Origin of the sequence: Polynucleobacter sp. MWH-UH23A, assembly GCF_040409805.1 — a bacterium.
Lineage (GTDB): Bacteria > Pseudomonadota > Gammaproteobacteria > Burkholderiales > Burkholderiaceae > Polynucleobacter.
Genome location: NZ_CP099572.1, coordinates 713,408 through 729,279, shown reverse-complemented (window position 1 = coordinate 729,279; position 15,872 = coordinate 713,408). Strand labels below are relative to the sequence as shown.

The 15,872-nt window shown below is 46.3% G+C and carries 16 protein-coding genes; 6 read left to right on the top strand and 10 right to left on the bottom strand.

Going from position 1 to position 15,872, the window contains the following annotated elements; all coding sequences use genetic code 11:
* Nucleotides 1-3 precede the first annotated feature (3 nt).
* Nucleotides 4-576, bottom strand: a complete 573-nt coding sequence (msrA, locus tag NHB35_RS03940; RefSeq protein ID WP_353433098.1) for a peptide-methionine (S)-S-oxide reductase MsrA — start codon at nucleotides 574-576, stop codon at nucleotides 4-6.
* Nucleotides 577-652: 76 nt separating this feature from the next.
* Here msrA and NHB35_RS03935 point away from each other — a divergent pair, with 76 nt between their 5' ends.
* Complete coding sequence (locus NHB35_RS03935) at nucleotides 653-2,050, top strand: coniferyl aldehyde dehydrogenase (protein ID WP_353433097.1); 1,398 nt, start codon at nucleotides 653-655, stop codon at nucleotides 2,048-2,050.
* Between the two features lie 5 nt (nucleotides 2,051-2,055).
* Here NHB35_RS03935 and leuE read toward each other — a convergent pair whose 3' ends face one another.
* Nucleotides 2,056-2,733 (bottom strand): leucine efflux protein LeuE, encoded by a 678-nt coding sequence (gene leuE / locus NHB35_RS03930; protein WP_353433096.1) that lies wholly within the window; start codon nucleotides 2,731-2,733, stop codon nucleotides 2,056-2,058.
* Nucleotides 2,734-2,999: 266 nt separating this feature from the next.
* On the opposite strand from leuE, the gene NHB35_RS03925 reads away from it, so the two are divergent.
* Both NHB35_RS03925 and NHB35_RS03920 read left to right on the top strand, forming a co-directional pair.
* Nucleotides 3,000-4,457, top strand: a complete 1,458-nt coding sequence (locus NHB35_RS03925; RefSeq protein ID WP_353433095.1) for a DEAD/DEAH box helicase — start codon at nucleotides 3,000-3,002, stop codon at nucleotides 4,455-4,457.
* Between the two features lie 2 nt (nucleotides 4,458-4,459).
* Nucleotides 4,460-5,032, top strand: a complete 573-nt coding sequence (locus NHB35_RS03920) for a chorismate lyase (RefSeq protein WP_353433094.1) — start codon at nucleotides 4,460-4,462, stop codon at nucleotides 5,030-5,032.
* 49 nt (nucleotides 5,033-5,081) lie between these two features.
* On the opposite strand, the gene NHB35_RS03915 is transcribed toward NHB35_RS03920, so the two are convergent.
* Together NHB35_RS03915 and hemC are read right to left on the bottom strand one after the other, a co-directional pair.
* Nucleotides 5,082-5,903, bottom strand: a complete 822-nt coding sequence (locus NHB35_RS03915) for a uroporphyrinogen-III synthase (RefSeq protein WP_353433093.1) — start codon at nucleotides 5,901-5,903, stop codon at nucleotides 5,082-5,084.
* A 40-nt stretch (nucleotides 5,904-5,943) separates the two neighbouring features.
* Nucleotides 5,944-6,921 carry a hydroxymethylbilane synthase gene (gene hemC / locus NHB35_RS03910; RefSeq protein WP_353433092.1) on the bottom strand — a complete coding sequence of 326 codons (978 nt, stop codon included), beginning with the start codon at nucleotides 6,919-6,921 and terminating at the stop codon, nucleotides 5,944-5,946.
* A gap of 43 nt (nucleotides 6,922-6,964) precedes the next feature.
* Between hemC and argH the strand changes: the two genes are divergently transcribed.
* The 3 genes from argH to NHB35_RS03895 are packed head-to-tail and all read left to right on the top strand — an operon-like array spanning nucleotide 6,965 to nucleotide 10,466.
* Nucleotides 6,965-8,383, top strand: coding sequence for an argininosuccinate lyase (gene argH, locus NHB35_RS03905; RefSeq protein ID WP_353433091.1), 1,419 nt, complete (start codon nucleotides 6,965-6,967; stop codon nucleotides 8,381-8,383).
* A 5-nt stretch (nucleotides 8,384-8,388) separates the two neighbouring features.
* Nucleotides 8,389-8,940, top strand: a complete 552-nt coding sequence (locus NHB35_RS03900; protein ID WP_353433090.1) for a TRAP transporter small permease subunit — start codon at nucleotides 8,389-8,391, stop codon at nucleotides 8,938-8,940.
* Complete coding sequence (locus NHB35_RS03895; protein ID WP_353433089.1) at nucleotides 8,937-10,466, top strand: TRAP transporter large permease subunit; 1,530 nt, start codon at nucleotides 8,937-8,939, stop codon at nucleotides 10,464-10,466. The genes NHB35_RS03900 and NHB35_RS03895 overlap by 4 nt, the downstream gene beginning before the upstream one ends.
* A 10-nt stretch (nucleotides 10,467-10,476) precedes the next feature.
* Here NHB35_RS03895 and NHB35_RS03890 read toward each other — a convergent pair whose 3' ends face one another.
* The 6 genes from NHB35_RS03890 to NHB35_RS03865 form a co-directional block, all read right to left on the bottom strand.
* Nucleotides 10,477-10,740 carry a Txe/YoeB family addiction module toxin gene (locus NHB35_RS03890; protein WP_353433088.1) on the bottom strand — a complete coding sequence of 88 codons (264 nt, stop codon included), beginning with the start codon at nucleotides 10,738-10,740 and terminating at the stop codon, nucleotides 10,477-10,479.
* Entirely contained in the window at nucleotides 10,730-10,987 is a 258-nt protein-coding gene (locus NHB35_RS03885) for a type II toxin-antitoxin system prevent-host-death family antitoxin (protein WP_353433087.1), read from the bottom strand. Before NHB35_RS03885 ends, NHB35_RS03890 begins: the two co-directional genes overlap by 11 nt.
* A gap of 101 nt (nucleotides 10,988-11,088) precedes the next feature.
* Nucleotides 11,089-13,356 (bottom strand): arginine/lysine/ornithine decarboxylase, encoded by a 2,268-nt coding sequence (locus NHB35_RS03880; protein ID WP_353433086.1) that lies wholly within the window; start codon nucleotides 13,354-13,356, stop codon nucleotides 11,089-11,091.
* On the bottom strand, nucleotides 13,353-14,267 hold the full coding sequence (locus tag NHB35_RS03875; RefSeq protein WP_353433085.1) for an ion channel: 915 nt from the start codon (nucleotides 14,265-14,267) through the stop codon (nucleotides 13,353-13,355). The genes NHB35_RS03880 and NHB35_RS03875 overlap by 4 nt, the downstream gene beginning before the upstream one ends.
* A gap of 13 nt (nucleotides 14,268-14,280) precedes the next feature.
* The gene (gene dcd / locus NHB35_RS03870) at nucleotides 14,281-14,847 is read right to left on the bottom strand and encodes a dCTP deaminase (protein WP_173955487.1); all 567 of its coding nucleotides are present in this window, start codon (nucleotides 14,845-14,847) and stop codon (nucleotides 14,281-14,283) included.
* A gap of 40 nt (nucleotides 14,848-14,887) precedes the next feature.
* The gene (locus NHB35_RS03865) at nucleotides 14,888-15,739 is read right to left on the bottom strand and encodes a formate dehydrogenase accessory sulfurtransferase FdhD (protein ID WP_353433084.1); all 852 of its coding nucleotides are present in this window, start codon (nucleotides 15,737-15,739) and stop codon (nucleotides 14,888-14,890) included.
* Between the last annotated feature and the right edge of the window lie 133 nt (nucleotides 15,740-15,872).

Here is a 15,872-nt window from a genome sequence, read left to right as displayed (position 1 = left end):
TTCTTACAAATATTGCGGAGCAATCAAGGATTTAAATTTAGTCCTGAATTTTTCTAGCTTGGGCGCAACCACAAATGCGCAATACCCTTGGTTTGGGTGCTCCTGAAAATAATTTTGGTGATAGTCTTCGGCCGGATAAATAATCGGCGCAGCTTCAATTTGCGTGACAACTGGATCACGATAAATTTTTGAATCCTCTAGTTCACGCACTACCTCTTGCGCAATTTTGAATTGCTCATCACTGTGAGTAAAAATCACTGATCGGTATTGCGTACCATGATCATTGCCTTGATAGTTCAGGGTAGTTGGGTCATGAATCACAAAGAAAATCTCCAATAGATCTCGAAAGCTGATTACCCGAGGATCAAACTCAATATCCACGATCTCCGCATGGCCCGTAGTTCCCGTGCACACCGCTTCATAGGAGGGATTCGGAATAACTCCTCCAGCATAGCCAGAAACAACTGTTTTTACCCCTTGGATTTGCTGGTAAACAGCCTCAAGACACCAAAAGCAACCCCCACCCAGGGTTGCTCGCTCAAGTTGGGATGGACTTTTATTGATAGATTCACTCATAGCTTTATCCTAATGCCTTATTGAAATCCCTGCAAAACCATAATCACCTCCTTATTTACCCGCTAATTAATACACCATGAATCGCTTCACTATTCAGCTTGATGAAATCAAAGCAGCCTATGCGGCTGAACCCAATCCTAGCTTGGAGATTCGACTCGAGCGTATTGGGCGCATTGAAAACATGATCAAAGCGAACGAAGAAAAGTTATGCAAAGCACTAACTGCGGATTTCGGAGTACGCCATCCCATGGAAACGCGACTTGCTGAATTTCAGATGGTGTATCAAGCCTGTAAATTTGTACGTAAACATTTAAAGGACTGGATGAAGCCAGTCCAGATGGAAATACCCTCTCATCTAGGCGCCTCTGAGGCATGGATTGAGAGCCAATCGATTGGTGTAGTTGGCATCATCAGCCCATGGAACTATCCAGTCCAACTTGCACTTCTGCCAGCCATCTCCGCTTTTGCTGCTGGCAATCGCGTCTGGCTCAAGCCTTCAGAGCGTAGTTCTCGCACATCAGGATTTTTAGCAAGTCTTATTCAAGAATACTTTCACCCTACTGAATTTAGCGTCAGTACTGGAGCTATAGAGGTAGCAGAACAATTTGCCGCCCTACCATTTGCACACCTTTTCTTTACTGGCTCAGAAGCGATTGGCAAAAAAGTAATGAGAGCCGCTTCCGAAAGCCTCACACCTGTGACCCTAGAGCTTGGCGGCAAGTCTCCCGTGATTATTGATTCCTCTGCCAATATTAAAGATGCGGCTGAAGCAATTATTTATGGCAAATTACTCAATAATGGTCAGACATGCATCGCCCCAGACTATGTCTTAGTAGAAGCCAATCAACAAGAAGCTTTGATTAAAGAGCTACAGATTGCAGCACAAGCACAATTTAGCAATCCTGAAGAGTTAACAGGCCCAATCGACGAGAAGCAATTACAAGATTGGCAACATTTATTGAGTGACGCAATTGATCGCGGCGCCAAACCTGTTTCGCTACTCCAGAATCCTGGAGCAGGCGCACGTCAATTTGAGCCAGTTGCACTCATGAACACTCCAGCAGAGGCGCGCGTATTACATGAAGAAATTTTTGGTCCGATTCTACCGATTGTTATCGTCCAAGATACAGCTGCCGCAATCTCATACATCAATAAACGACCAAATCCGCTTGCCCTTTATTGGTTTGGCAAAGACAAAAAGCGGTTAGAGCTGGTATTACAAGAGACTCGCTCTGGCGGTGTAACAGTTAACGATGTTTTCTTGCACGCTGCTATAGAGACTTTGCCATTTGGCGGGATTGGCGCCAGCGGCATGGGTAGCTATCATGGCAAAGCCGGATTTGATGCCTTCAGCCACCAAAAATCCATCCTTGATGTTCGTGGCTTTTTGGGAACCAGTCTTTTTAAAGGAACGAAACCTGCTCGCCCACCCTATGGAAAAAAGACAGAGCGATTGCTACGGCGCTTAAAGTAAACGGTCTAGGCCAATACAAGACGTAAGGCAAAGCTGATAAACAGAACTCCAGTAAGCAACCAGAGACCTGCCGCTAAACGCTGACGGCTTTGGAAGTAGCTTGAGAAATATTGACCAGCAAAAATTAAGCCTGTTAGATAGGCCATACTCATAATTTGCAGAACAACTGCAAGATACACAAAGGTGTATGCAGGATAAGCAAAGTCTGGGCGAATAAATTGCGAGAAAAATGCAATAAAGAAAAAGATTGCCTTGGGGTTAGTTAATGAAAGCGATAAGGCTGAAATCAAGGGATGCAACTGCATCAAGCGCGCTTGGATTTCATAAGCGTTTGTTTTAGAGGATAAAGTCCAGCGCTGCCATCCACTTCTCAATAGACCAAACCCCATCCATCCTAAGTACAAAGCACCCACAATTCGTACCGCCTGAAAAAGGATTGGGGATGACATCAGCATTGAAGCGGCACCTAAGGCAACTGCAAGCATCAAAATAGAGTCGCCAATAAAAATTCCGATAGCACCCCAAGCACCATGACGCCATCCCTTTTGCGTAGAAATCGTCAATACATAAAGTGAGTTAGGGCCTGGCAACAAAATAATGAGTATGGTTCCAAGCAAATAGCTTGAGAAATCCGCAATTCCGGCATTGGCTGGGGATAAAAGGTTAAATGCACTCCATTCCATCACTACATCATAATAAATTCGGGAAAACCCTTGTAATTACGCACTCAGAGTGTCATAATGGGGGGCTTTTTAAAGCAATATGATTCATCGCCCCCCAGCTATATTTCAGCGCACCGTTCAGAAGCTATAAGCACTGAACACCGGAACAACCGGAATAAAAAATCGCGCTGCCGCCTGTCTGATGGTCGATGCCTTTGACCATCGCACTTCAAAAAAACATGAGTGCAACATACGGAGACATCTCTCAAAAGGAGATGTGTAATAGCATGACTTTTTCTAAAGAAACTAAACAGACTGGATCTGAATTCCAGAATTTCGCCTTAGCGACGCCACTACTCAAAAACATTTCGGAGTTAGGTTTTACTCAGGCAACCCCTGTTCAAGCGCAGGTTATTCCCGCAGCTTTAGCAGGTGGTGACTTATTGGTTAGCAGCCAAACCGGTAGCGGAAAGACTGCAGCCTTTTTGTTGCCTATCATTCATCAATTGATAGAAGACAATCCTAAAAACTCACCTGTACCAGGTCGCGCACAACCAAAGGTTCTCGTACTCTGCCCTACTCGTGAGCTAGCTCAACAGGTTGCCGCTGATGCAGTGAATTTCGTTCGCGGCATGAAAGGCATTCGAATTGCTACGATCATGGGTGGTATGCCATATGGCAAACAAATCCAAGCACTAAAGGGTGCATTACTGGTAGTTGCCACACCAGGTCGATTGTTAGATTTGTGCGATAGCAAAGCCATTCGCTTGGATGATGTACAGCAGTTAGTGATCGACGAAGCGGATCGTATGCTCGACATGGGATTTGCTGAAGATCTAGAAGCGATTGATCAACGCTGCGCAGGTCGCAAGCAAACCTTAATGTTCTCCGCAACCTTTGCACCAAAGATTATGTCTTTAGCAAACGAGTTGACCACAGATGCAAAGCGCATTGAACTTGCTCACGCTGGTGAAAAGCATGCCAACATTGAGCAGAAGTTGCACTGGGCCGACAGCATGTCACATAAACATAAGCTTCTTGAACACATCTTGGCTGATGCCTCTTTGGATCAAGCAGTAGTATTTGCAAGCACGCAGGTAGAAAGCGAAAAGATTGCCGATACATTACGATCTAATGGCTATGAAGCTACAGCGCTACATGGTGCAATGCCACAAGCAGTTCGCATGCGTCGTCTAGAGTCCTTGCGTAAAGGGCATACCAAGATTTTGGTAGCAACAGACGTTGCTGCTCGAGGTATTGATGTGCCACGCATTAGCCATGTCATTAATTTTGGCTTACCAATGAAGCCAGAAGATTACACACACCGTATTGGCCGTACAGGTCGCGCTGGTCGCAATGGTGTTGCAATCACCTTGGTCGAGCACCGTGATCGCGCGAAGATTCGCAATATCGAACGCTTCACTCAGCAAGATATCGTTGCTTCCGTAATCGCAGGCCTTGAGCCACAAGCCAAACCAAGTTTTGGTGGTAATCGATCAGGCGGTGGTGGCCGTCCTGGTAATCGCTCAGGTGGCGGTGGTGGCCGTTATGGTTCTGGCGCACGCTCTGAATCTCGCTTTGGCGGAAACAAAGATGGCGGAAGCCGTTTTGGTGACTCACGTCCTAGCCGCTCTGCGGATTCTCGCCCTTCACGCTCTGCGGATTCTCGTCCAAGTCGTCCAGCTGGTCCTCGCTTTGCAAAACCCAAATCAGGCAGCCAACGTCGAAACTTTAGCGGTAGTTAAATATGTCTCACCGTAATCGTCTCCGTTCTACATGGAATCGAGTCGATTCCGGTGAAATACATCGGGCACCACTTCAGTGGCAACCATGGTTAAGCGATACTGGGTCGCTTACACAAAAAATTGAGAATGCGATTGGCCAAAAGTTAACTGTTAAGGTTTTACGAGATCGCCCTCAATCTTTACATGATGATGAACTCCAATCATTTCGGAACAGAATTAAACGCTGCCGAGTGAGAGAGGTATTACTCTGCGTTAATGAAACGCCCCTTGTCATCGCCCGCAGCATCATTCCTACCTTGAGCTCAAGCGGCAGCAACCATTCGATCCTACGCTTGGGCACAAGACCTCTAGGCGCAGTTCTATTTAGCAAAACTCGGATGCATTCAAAGGCTAGACCTCAGCGTGACATTGCTCGCATTGATAGAAGCAGCCCGCTTTGGAAGGGGTTCAACAAGACCGGAATTGCATTGCCTTCATCTCTTTGGGCGCGCCGTACCCTCTATCGTTTAAAGGGACATCCCATTTTGGTCAATGAAGTTTTTTTACCTGCTCTGCTCCAATACTCAGCAACTTAATTACGTTAATTGAGGATGCGAAGGACTGAGGGATATAGGAGAAAAAATTTTAGGCTGAGAGCCAAGCTAATGTAGCTTTGATCATGGCTTCATCGCCTGGATCAGTTGTAAAAACTTCACCAAAACCAATTTCTTGTGCCGCATCGGCAATGTTGTGATGTGGACATATCGCAGCTGCATGGTTCAGACCTAGTGAAAACTGATCCTTTGCAATACTTCCTAGATATCGCACTGCCTCTGAAGAGGTCAATATCCACAGCGATGTTGAAATATCAAGCTCTTGAATAGACTCCCAAGCGGGATTATCGAGATCCAAAGGAATGCGCGAATAGGTAGAAATCGCTTCGACTGTTGCTCCGGCTTTTTTCAGCGTATCGGCAAGCCACTCTCGGCCACCATCGCCTTTAAAGATCACAATTTTCTTGGTGGCCCAATCCCAACCTAGCTTTTGCAATTCTTTCCACAAACCTTCAGAGTCCCACTGCCCGCTTTCTTGCGGCATGAACACTGGGGTCGGAGCATCTTCTAGACCGATCCCATAATTGCTTAATGCCAAACGACTACTGCCACCCATCACACCAATAGGGATGATCTTCTTAGAAAAATCCTGCCAGTTGCGCTCAAGTAAGCGCATAACGCTTTCAATCGCATTTGGGCTAACAAAAATAGCTAAATCCGCATCCTTTAAAGCGCTAGCAATATGGTCGGCTAACTGTTCATTGTCTTTTGGAACAATCGTCAATAAAGGCAAAGAAATAATATTGACCAATGATGAGTTGATACCGCTTTGTTTAATCGCTTTATTCAGCAATTCCACTTGCTGTCGCGCCTGACCACTTGGTCTAGTAATCACAATGGATTTAGTGCTCATGATGACTTAAATAATGGATCTGCGACAAGATTGAAGGTAATTACTTTGCAATCTTAGGAATCAAATTTTCAGCGCCCTGCTTTATAAGCTCTTGGGCCACGGTTAAACCAAGTGCTTCGGCATCGGCAACACTATTAACCTTTGCATTGCCAGTAGCCAAGCAAAAAGCCTTGCCATCGGTGCTTGCCACAAAGGATCGAATATCCATCTGCTGATCTTTCCATTGGGCATATGCGGCCAAAGGCACTTCACAGGACCCGCCTAACTGACGCGACACCATACGCTCAGCAGATACTGCATAAAGCGTCGCAAGATCATTTAATGGCGCTAGCCATTGTTTAATAGTGGGATGTTTGCTGAGCGTTTCGATACCCAAGGCACCCTGACCGGCTGCAGGAGTGTAGGGGTCGTATGGTAAGTAATTGCGGATGCGATTCTCTAAGCCCAATCGCTTTAAACCAGCCGCTGCCAAAATAATGGCTTGATACTCACCGCGATCGAGCTTACCCATCCGAGTATCTAAGTTACCACGCAAAGGAACGATTTCTAGATGGGGAAATTTTGCTCGTAATACAGACTCGCGGCGCAAGCTGGAAGTACCTACAATAGCACCTTGTGGAAGCTCTTCTAAGCTGGCGTAGTCATTTGAGACAAAAGCATCCCTAGCATCTTCTCTTGCCATCACGCAAGCGAGCTCAAACCCTTCGGGCATCACCATAGGGACATCTTTCAGAGAGTGCACCGCTAAATCAGCACGACCATCTTCTAAGGCAGTTTCTAGTTCTTTGACAAAAAGGCCCTTGCCCCCTACCTTGGAAAGGGCTCGATCCAAAATTTGGTCGCCACGGGTTGTCATTCCCAAAATCTGAACATCGCATGCTGGATAGAGCTTTTTTAGGAAATCACGCACATGCTGGGCCTGCCACATGGCTAATCGGCTCTCTCGAGAGGCAATTACCAGCCGCTTAGGGGCTGACTCGCCAGCTACTGGGGATGAAGAATTCAGGGAATCAGACATAACATTTAAAATAATCAAAGACCTACACCAATATACTGTGTTTATGAGCTCATCCAAAAATTCCTTAGCCAATAAAGCCCAAGCCTGGTCGGCCCGTTTTGCCGAACCGGTTGACGAACTCGTTCAGCGTTATACAGCCTCTATTGGCTTTGATCAACGTTTTGCGTTAGTTGATATTGCGGGATCTTTAGCTCACGCTCAGATGTTGGCTGCTCAAAAAATCATCAGCACCCAAGATCTGGCGGATATTGAGCGTGGCATGGCTCAAATTAAGAGTGAAATCGAAGCTGGCAAATTTAACTGGCAGCTCGCTCTCGAAGATGTCCACCTCAACATTGAAGCTCGTCTTACAGAATTAGTTGGCGATGCTGGAAAACGTTTGCACACCGGTCGCTCACGTAATGATCAAGTGGCAACCGATTTGCGCCTGTGGTTAAGAGGTAGCGTAGATGAAATTGCGGCGAGTTTGAAAACGCTACGTACAGCATTATTAGATTTAGCCGAAAAGCATGCTGAAACTATCATGCCTGGTCATACACACCTACAAGTAGCGCAGCCAATTACTTTTGGCCATCATTTGATGGCTTATTTTGAAATGTTTAGTCGTGATGCAAGTCGTCTTGCTGATTTGCGTGCGCGCTTTAACCGCTTACCTTTGGGTGCTGCCGCACTGGCAGGCACTACCTATCCGATTGATCGCGAGCAAGTAGCTAAGACTCTTGGCTTTGATGGCATTTGTAACAATTCTTTGGATGCGGTGTCTGACCGTGATTTTGCAATTGAATTCTGCGCCTTTGCATCTATTTTAATGATGCACATTTCACGTCTTTCCGAAGAGCTGATCCTTTGGTTAAGTCCTCGCTTTGGTTTTATTGATTTACCAGATCGCTTCTGCACTGGCAGCTCAATCATGCCCCAGAAAAAGAATCCCGATGTTCCTGAATTAGCGCGCGGCAAGACTGGGCGTGTTTATGGCGATTTGATTTCTTTGTTGACGCTTATGAAAGGTCAACCTCTTGCGTATAACAAAGATAATCAAGAAGACAAAGAGCCTTTGTTTGATGCTGTTGATACCGTGCAAGATACTCTGCGTATCTTCGCTGATATGGTGCCGCACATTGAGGTCAAAGCAGAAGTCATGAAGGCAGCCGCGGAAGAAGGTTTTGCTACAGCAACAGACTTGGCAGACTACCTAGTGAAAAAAGGCCTAGCCTTCCGTGATGCGCATGAGGCGGTAGCCCATGCGGTTAAAGCTTGTGTTGGCAGAAACTGCATGCTCACTGACTTAAGTCTCTCGGAGTTACGCTTTGCTTGTGGTCTTGATAACCGCCCCGAACTCATTGGTGATGATGTATTCAAATTACTTACAGTAGAAGGTTCGGTGCAATCTCGCCAACATGCTGGCGGCACAGCCCCTACTCAAGTTCTCGCAGCTATCAAACGGGGTCGCGCGGACCTTTAATCAGCATGGGGTTTTGGAACAAAATCTCCAAGGCAATTGACTCGATCAATCAATTGCTTGGCGGCGCAGCCAGCATCATGATTTTGCTTTCTTGCATTGTTTCTGCGGCTAATGCATTACTGCGCTATGGCTTAGACATCAGTAATAACTGGCCTCTTGAATTGCAATGGTATTTATTTAGCGCCGCTGTGATGCTTGGCGCTTCTTACACCCTCAAGCGCAATGAACACGTCCGAGTTGACCTCATCTACTCTCACCTTTCTGATCGTGGACGAATCTGGGTAGACCTTTTTGGTTTAACTTGCTTCTTAATGCCTGCTTGCCTACTGTTTACCTGGCTTTCATGGACAAGTTTGTTTTACCCATCCTGGCTCATTTCCGAAGGTTCACTGAATTCAGGGGGTCTTGCGCGTTACCCCATTAAGTTCATCGTTCCGTTTGGTTTTTTCATGCTCAGCCTGCAAGGCCTATCTGAAATTATCAAACGCGTTGGCGCCCTCAAAGGTAAATACGTCTTGTCAGCCGAAGACCTTCATTACGAAAAGCCCATGCAATGATTCCATTAGAGTGGATGCCTCCTCTTATGTTTGGTGGTTTGGTCATCTTTATGTTGATCGGCTTCCCAGTAGCGTTCTCTCTAATGGCCGCAGGATTATTCTTTTCTGTGATTGCCATGAGCGAGGGCTTTTTTGGTATCGCGTTTTTACAAGCCATTCCACAGCGCATCTTTGGCAGCGTGCTCGCTAATGATTTGCTCCTAGCTATTCCCTTCTTCACCTTTATGGGCGCCATTCTTGAGCGCTGTGGCCTTGCCGAAGAAATGCTGGACTCGATGGGCCAGCTTTTTGGTCGAGTTCGGGGTGGTCTTGGTTACTCCGTCATTATTGTGGGCTTTATTCTTGGGGCCATTACCGGCACGGTAGCTGCGCAAGTGATTGCGATGGCGATGATTTCTCTCCCGGTGATGATGCGCTATGGCTACAACATGCGCTACGCTACAGGCGTTCTAGCAGCCTCTGGAACCATTACGCAACTAGTACCCCCGTCGCTAGTACTTATTGTGTTGGCAGACCAGCTCAAAACTCAAAGTGGTAGTGCCGATGTAGGCAGCATGTATTTAGGCGCATGGGGTCCTTCCATTTTGCAAATTGCTTTATTTGCACTCTACACATTTTTCCTTTCACGTATACGTCCTGACTATTTGCCGCCAGTTCCTGAAAGCGATCTCACCCTCAAAGGTTGGGCGTTATGGAAAAAATGTTTGATGGGTATCATCCCATCCGCAGTGCTGATCTTCTTGGTTCTCGGTACCATCATGACCGGAATTGCCACCCCAACCGAATCAGGCGCTATGGGTGCAATGGGCGCTCTTTTACTTGCTTGGCTGCGTCGTGCAAGCATTCCGAACCTTACTGAACTAATTAAGCAGTCTTATCAAAACACCATGCGCATTACCGCAATGGTGGTATTCATTTTGATTGGTTCTACTTGCTTCTCAGTTGTCTTTCAGGGTGTTGATGGTGGTCGTTGGGTAGAAGAATTGTTTTCAAATCTTCCTGGCGGCTGGATCGGCTTCTTAATTGTCGTAAATCTCTTTGTCTTCTTCTTAGCATTCTTCTTAGACTTCTTTGAGATTGCTTTCATTGTGGTGCCGATGTTGGCGCCAGTTGCAGTTAAATTGCTCTCACCCGTATTGCTAGAGTCCATGAACGGTAATCCCCAAGCTGCCGCAAGCGCTGCCCTGGTTTGGTTTGGTGTGATGCTTTGCGTCAACATGCAGACCTCATTCATGCACCCGCCATTTGGCTTTGCCTTGTTCTATTTGCGCGGTGTAGCACCTAAAGAGGTGAAAAGTAGTGATATCTACTGGGGTGCTCTACCTTGGGTAGCTTTACAACTAGTCATGGTGGTGCTGGTTATGGCTTTTCCAGCCATGGTAACTACTCTCCTAGATAAACCTGCGGCAGTAGTACAAAGTCAGGAATTTAATTTCACAGGATCTGACGAAAATAAACCAGAGCAATCCAATAAGGCGGATGAAGATGCTCCAGTTAATTTTCAGCTGGATAAGCCTGGTAAATAAGCCAAACCGTTCACTCATAATTATATCTACATGCAATAACAACAATTTGATGCCTCTCAATTGCATATACCAGTCGATGTGTGTCATCAATACGTCGAGACCAAAAACCAGATAGGCTCTCCCTTAGCTCCTCTGGTTTTCCAATTCCATCTTTTGGATTTCGCATCACATCTTTTATAAGAGTATTTATGCGTTTAAGAGTTTTTCTATCTTGCCCCTGCCAGTAAACATAATCAGACCATGCTGCATTTGTCCATGACAACCTACTTGGCATCTACTAATGCCTTTTCCTTGATTTGCCCTTTGCGATATTGAGCCAACGATTTCTCCAAGTGTTTTACGTTAGCTGGAGATTTTAATAAATGGAATGTTTCCATCATGCTGTTATAGGTATTCAAAGACATCACGACAGCGTCCTCAGCATCCCTTCTTGAAATTATTGCAACATCGCTATCAGCAACCACTTGATCTATAACTTGCTTAAACTGATTTCGAGCATCAGAAAAATTAATTACGCGCATTTTATCCCCACACTTGTTCAATATATTGTACAAGTATATCAAAGAAGTGGCCATATAAAAACCCCGCAGATGCGGGGTTTTTATATGAACAAGGACTCCTTTTACAGGGTGATATCAGGCTGCTGTCTCACACAGTCCACATAGTACTCACTACGTCCATCCACATCCGCTTTAACTAGCCCATGGATATCAGTCTCAAAGCCTGGGAACTTCTCATTAAAGTCTCTTGCAAAGTAGAGGTAATCTACGATGCGTTTGTTAAAGCGCTCACCTGGAATAAGCAATGGAATGCCTGGAGGATAAGGCGTAACTAACATCGCTGTCACACGACCGTCCAATTGATCCAATGGAACGCGATCGACTTCTTTGTGCGCCATCTTTGCCCAAGCCTCTGAAGGCATCATGGCAGGCTCCATATCCGATGTATACATCTCGGTCGTCATACGAGCCACATTCCGACTCTTATAGAACTCATGGATTTGCTGGCAAATGTCTTTCAGACCAACACGCTCGTAACGCGGGTGCTTAGCCACAAACTCAGGTAAGACCTTCCAGAGCGGTGCATTTTTATCAAAGTGATCTTTGAATTGTTGCAACTCAGTAACTAAAGTATTCCAACGGCCTTTGGTGATGCCGATGGTGAACATGATGAAGAAAGAATATAGGCCGCACTTCTCCACGATCACGCCATGCTCAGCGAGATACTTTGTCACAATACTCGCGGGGATTCCCATTGAGCCAAAATTACCCTCGATATCAAGACCAGGGGTGACAACTGTGGCCTTAATCGGGTCAAGCATATTGAAGCCCTTGGCAAGTTTGCCAAAGTCATGCCAGTTGGCATTTGGCTCCAGCAACCAATCAGAGCGCTCACCAATACCCTCTTCGGCCAAATGATCTGGACCCCAAACCTTAAACCACCAATCGGCGCCAAACTTATCATCGACTTCGCGCATGGCACGGCGGAAATCCATTGCTTCAGCGATCGACTCTTCAACCAAGGTCGTGCCGCCAGGTGATTCCATCATCGCTGCAGAAACATCACAGGAGGCAATAATGGCATATTGCGGACTGGTTGAGGTATGCATCAGATAGGCTTCATTGAAGCAGTCCTTATCAAGCTTGTGTTCTTCGGCATCCTGCACCAAAACTTGCGAAGCTTGTGACAAGCCCGCCAAAAGCTTATGGGTTGACTGCGTAGCGAACATCAAACTCTTCTTGGTGCGTTTACGATCAGCGCCAATCGCATGCATATCTTTATAGAACGGGTGGAATGCGGCATGTGGCAACCAAGCTTCGTCAAAATGCAAAGAATCGACTTTGCCATCTAGCATCTCTTTGATCATCTCGACGTTGTAAACAATGCCGTCATAAGTACTTTGTGTCAGCGTCATTACGCGTGGAACCACGTTCTTATTCTTGATGAACGGGTTGGCATCAATTTTCTTTTTGATGTTGGCCCACTCAAATTCTTCTTTTGGAATCGGGCCAATAATGCCAAGGTGATTACGGGTCGGCATCAAGAAAATGGGGATCGCACCCATCATGGTGATCGAATGAATCACGGACTTATGGCAATTACGATCCACCAAGACTACGTCACCAGGGGCAACGGTGGAATGCCAAACAATTTTGTTCGAAGTCGATGTTCCATTGGTTACAAAGAACAGATGGTCTGAATTAAAGATGCGGGCAGCATTGCGCTCACTCTGGAGCACTGGTCCAGTATGGTCCAAGAGCTGACCCAACTCCTCTACTGCATTACATACGTCAGCACGGAGCATGTTCTCACCGAAGAACTGATGAAACATACGGCCTACAGGACTCTTTAGAAACGCAACACCTCCCGAGTGACCTGGGCAGTGCCAAGAATATGAACCTTCAGATGCGTAATTAGTTAAGGCACGGAAGAATGGTGGTGCCAGTGAATCTAAATATACTTTGGCTTCACGAATGATGTGACGCGCAACAAACTCAGGTGTATCTTCATTCATATGAATGAAGCCATGTAACTCACGCAAGATATCGTTTGGCATATGGCGCGAGGTGCGCGTCTCACCATACAAGAAGATAGGAATATCTTCATTGCGCTTACGCACTTCGGTAATAAACGCACGCAAGTTGTTCAATGCAGGCAGATCATGATCTTCGGAATCTGAAACAAACTCTTCGTCATCAATCGATACGATGAATGAAGAAGCGCGGGAAGCTTGCTGGGCAAATGAGGTTAAGTCGCCATAGCTGGTTAAGCCAATGACCTCCATACCTTCGTTCTCAATCGCCTCAGCGAGATCGCGAATACCTGAACCCGAAATATTCTCGGAGCGAAAGTCCTCATCAATAATGATGATTGGGAAACGAAATTTCATAAAAACTCCCCTGCTGATTTGTCCGATGCGTTCGGAACCCACTTCTCAAAATTGGCTAGGTCAATGACCCGTTCACCGTCTGGCAAAACCGTGACTATATCGATAAATGAGGCATTTTGCTGCACATCTCGCGGCAAGTAAACATGCCGGGCATAAACTTGGTTGGCAAGACTCTCGTGATAACCCGTAAAGGTAATTAATAGATGCCAATGGCCATTGAGCGCGCTATTACCTAAGAACTCATTTAAGGCGCTAGATTCATCTAGGCTATGCATGGCGGTCCATGTCAGAGAAAAGACTGGGCTCTCCGAACGATGAAGTGACAACTCAACTGATCTGCGATAGCGCTCACCTTCTGCTGTCATGCTCTCTGCTATCAGCCACAGTCTTAGCTGAGCCTCAACAATATGTGAGCTGCGATCATTAGCAACGCGGAACTTTAAGGTTTTGATGCCATCATGATTGCCCACCACTGCCACTTTTGTAAATCGCACACCGGCTGTTGGTCGTGTAAATCGAGCAAAAGCCAAACCTGTTGTTAGGGCTGAGTACACAATTCCAAAGAATGCCTCGAATGTCACGATTGAGTTTGGCCAATGCCCTACAGGCGTCATCTGACCATAACCAATGGTTGCCATGGTTTGTACGCTAAAGAAAAATACATCAATCAATGAGCCTGGGGCTGTATTGGTAATCGCGCCAGGTCCACAGGCTAGGTAGGCCAATGCAAATAAAAAATTGGTGCCCAAATAGACACAAATCACCAAGAGCAAAAACTTACTCCAACTTGTGCCTAGCAACCAGTGATAGAAATTGTTTTCAGGACGCGCTACGGCTGAACGCGTCAGTGTAGCGCGGTATTCATCGAGGTTAATCCGCTCGGGGCGGCGACCCAGGTGAAATTTTTCCACTACCGTGAATGAATTAAGTCTTAGGCAGGGTTACGCCCCGCTGACCCTGATATTTGCCACCACGATCTTTATATGATGTGCCACAAACTTCATCGCTCTCAAAAAAGAGTACTTGCGCGCAACCTTCGCCCGCATAAATTTTGGCTGGCAATGGTGTGGTATTCGAAAACTCCAAAGTCACATAGCCTTCCCACTCAGGCTCGAATGGAGTTACGTTCACAATAATGCCGCAACGAGCATACGTACTCTTGCCAACGCAGACAGTTAAAACACTGCGTGGAATCTTGAAATATTCAACAGTTCTCGCTAAAGCAAAAGAGTTTGGTGGAATGATGCAAACATCGCCTTTGAAATCAACAAAGGATTGCTCATCAAAGTTTTTAGGGTCAACAATGGTACTGTTGATATTGGTAAAGATCTTAAATTCGTCTGCGCAACGAATGTCATAGCCATAACTTGATGTGCCATAACTTACGATTTTGTTGCCTGAGGCGTCTTGGCGAATTTGCCCAGGTTCAAATGGGCTAATCATGCCTTGCTCGCCCATGCGGCGGATCCAGTGGTCAGATTTAATAGTCATGGGCGAATTGTAAAACCTTCGACCCCTACTGCCCATGAAATTATGGGGTTTTTGGACTAAAAACCACCCTCTCCGGGGCGTTATAGATCTCAAAATGTTTGCCTGAGCAACGAGACAAGATGGTCAGATTGGTTTTACGAGCCAACTCTAGCCCCATTAGGGTGACTCCAGAGCGCGTTAACAAGAATGGGATACCCATTTGGGCGCCCTTGATCACCATCTCTGAGGTGAGGCGCCCAGTTGTAAAGAAAATCAAATCTGCACCAGGTTTATTAGCCAGCCACATCAAACCTGAAATAGAGTCCACGGCATTGTGCCGCCCTACGTCTTCGATAAAGTGAAGCAGTCGTACGCCATGCTCACCCACGCGCTCGAAAACAGCGCAAGCATGAACTGATCCCGACTTCTTATAGATGGTGTCATGAGACCGAACGTATTCCACAAGAGTGATGATGGCTTCTTGGGTTAACTTTGGACCATCAGGCAAGCGAATTTCAGCCATGTCTTCCATCAGACCACCAAACATGGTTCCCTGACCGCAACCAGTGGTGACAACCCGTTTGCTCGTTAAAGCATCAATATCCACCGTACTGCGCCGAGTCTTCACCGCAGCCGAATCCGTTTCCCAATCCACTTGAATACTTTCAATATCGTTAGGCGATTCCACTAGGCGCTGATTACGGAGATAACCCAAGACTAGGGCCTCAGGAGCACTTCCTAAGGTCATCAAGGTCACAACCTCTCGCTTATCTAGATAAATCGTCAGCGGACGCTCTCCAGGGATATGGGTTAGCTTACGACGCCCAGCCTCGTCCAATACCTCAACCTCGTGTACCAAGGGCACTGAAGCGCTAGACATCTGGATTGCGGGTTTTGCAGCCTCTGAGGACATGAACTACCTTCTAAATCGGGTGTGAATACTATTTTATCGACACTAAATGGGTCTTTACTTTAACCGCAGACTAAAATCACTGCTCAAGCCATCATAATGTTGGATTGAGCCCCAATTTAACCATTCTTCATTA

Excerpts from the sequence above, each read along its gene's own strand:
- hemC (WP_353433092.1), bottom strand. The coding sequence starts at position 6,921 with ATGTCTGATTCCCTGAATTCTTCATCCCCAGTAGCTGGCGAGTCAGCC.
- dcd (WP_173955487.1), bottom strand. The coding sequence starts at position 14,847 with ATGACTATTAAATCTGACCACTGGATCCGCCGCATGGGCGAGCAAGGC.
- NHB35_RS03900 (WP_353433090.1), top strand. The coding sequence starts at position 8,389 with ATGGGGTTTTGGAACAAAATCTCCAAGGCAATTGACTCGATCAATCAA.
- argH (WP_353433091.1), top strand. The coding sequence starts at position 6,965 with ATGAGCTCATCCAAAAATTCCTTAGCCAATAAAGCCCAAGCCTGGTCG.
- leuE (WP_353433096.1), bottom strand. The coding sequence starts at position 2,733 with ATGGAATGGAGTGCATTTAACCTTTTATCCCCAGCCAATGCCGGAATT.
- NHB35_RS03865 (WP_353433084.1), bottom strand. The coding sequence starts at position 15,739 with ATGTCCTCAGAGGCTGCAAAACCCGCAATCCAGATGTCTAGCGCTTCA.
- NHB35_RS03925 (WP_353433095.1), top strand. The coding sequence starts at position 3,000 with ATGACTTTTTCTAAAGAAACTAAACAGACTGGATCTGAATTCCAGAAT.
- NHB35_RS03880 (WP_353433086.1), bottom strand. The coding sequence starts at position 13,356 with ATGAAATTTCGTTTCCCAATCATCATTATTGATGAGGACTTTCGCTCC.
- msrA (WP_353433098.1), bottom strand. The coding sequence starts at position 576 with ATGAGTGAATCTATCAATAAAAGTCCATCCCAACTTGAGCGAGCAACC.
- NHB35_RS03915 (WP_353433093.1), bottom strand. The coding sequence starts at position 5,903 with ATGAGCACTAAATCCATTGTGATTACTAGACCAAGTGGTCAGGCGCGA.
- NHB35_RS03935 (WP_353433097.1), top strand. The coding sequence starts at position 653 with ATGAATCGCTTCACTATTCAGCTTGATGAAATCAAAGCAGCCTATGCG.
- NHB35_RS03920 (WP_353433094.1), top strand. The coding sequence starts at position 4,460 with ATGTCTCACCGTAATCGTCTCCGTTCTACATGGAATCGAGTCGATTCC.
- NHB35_RS03890 (WP_353433088.1), bottom strand. The coding sequence starts at position 10,740 with ATGCCAAGTAGGTTGTCATGGACAAATGCAGCATGGTCTGATTATGTT.
- NHB35_RS03895 (WP_353433089.1), top strand. The coding sequence starts at position 8,937 with ATGATTCCATTAGAGTGGATGCCTCCTCTTATGTTTGGTGGTTTGGTC.
- NHB35_RS03885 (WP_353433087.1), bottom strand. The coding sequence starts at position 10,987 with ATGCGCGTAATTAATTTTTCTGATGCTCGAAATCAGTTTAAGCAAGTT.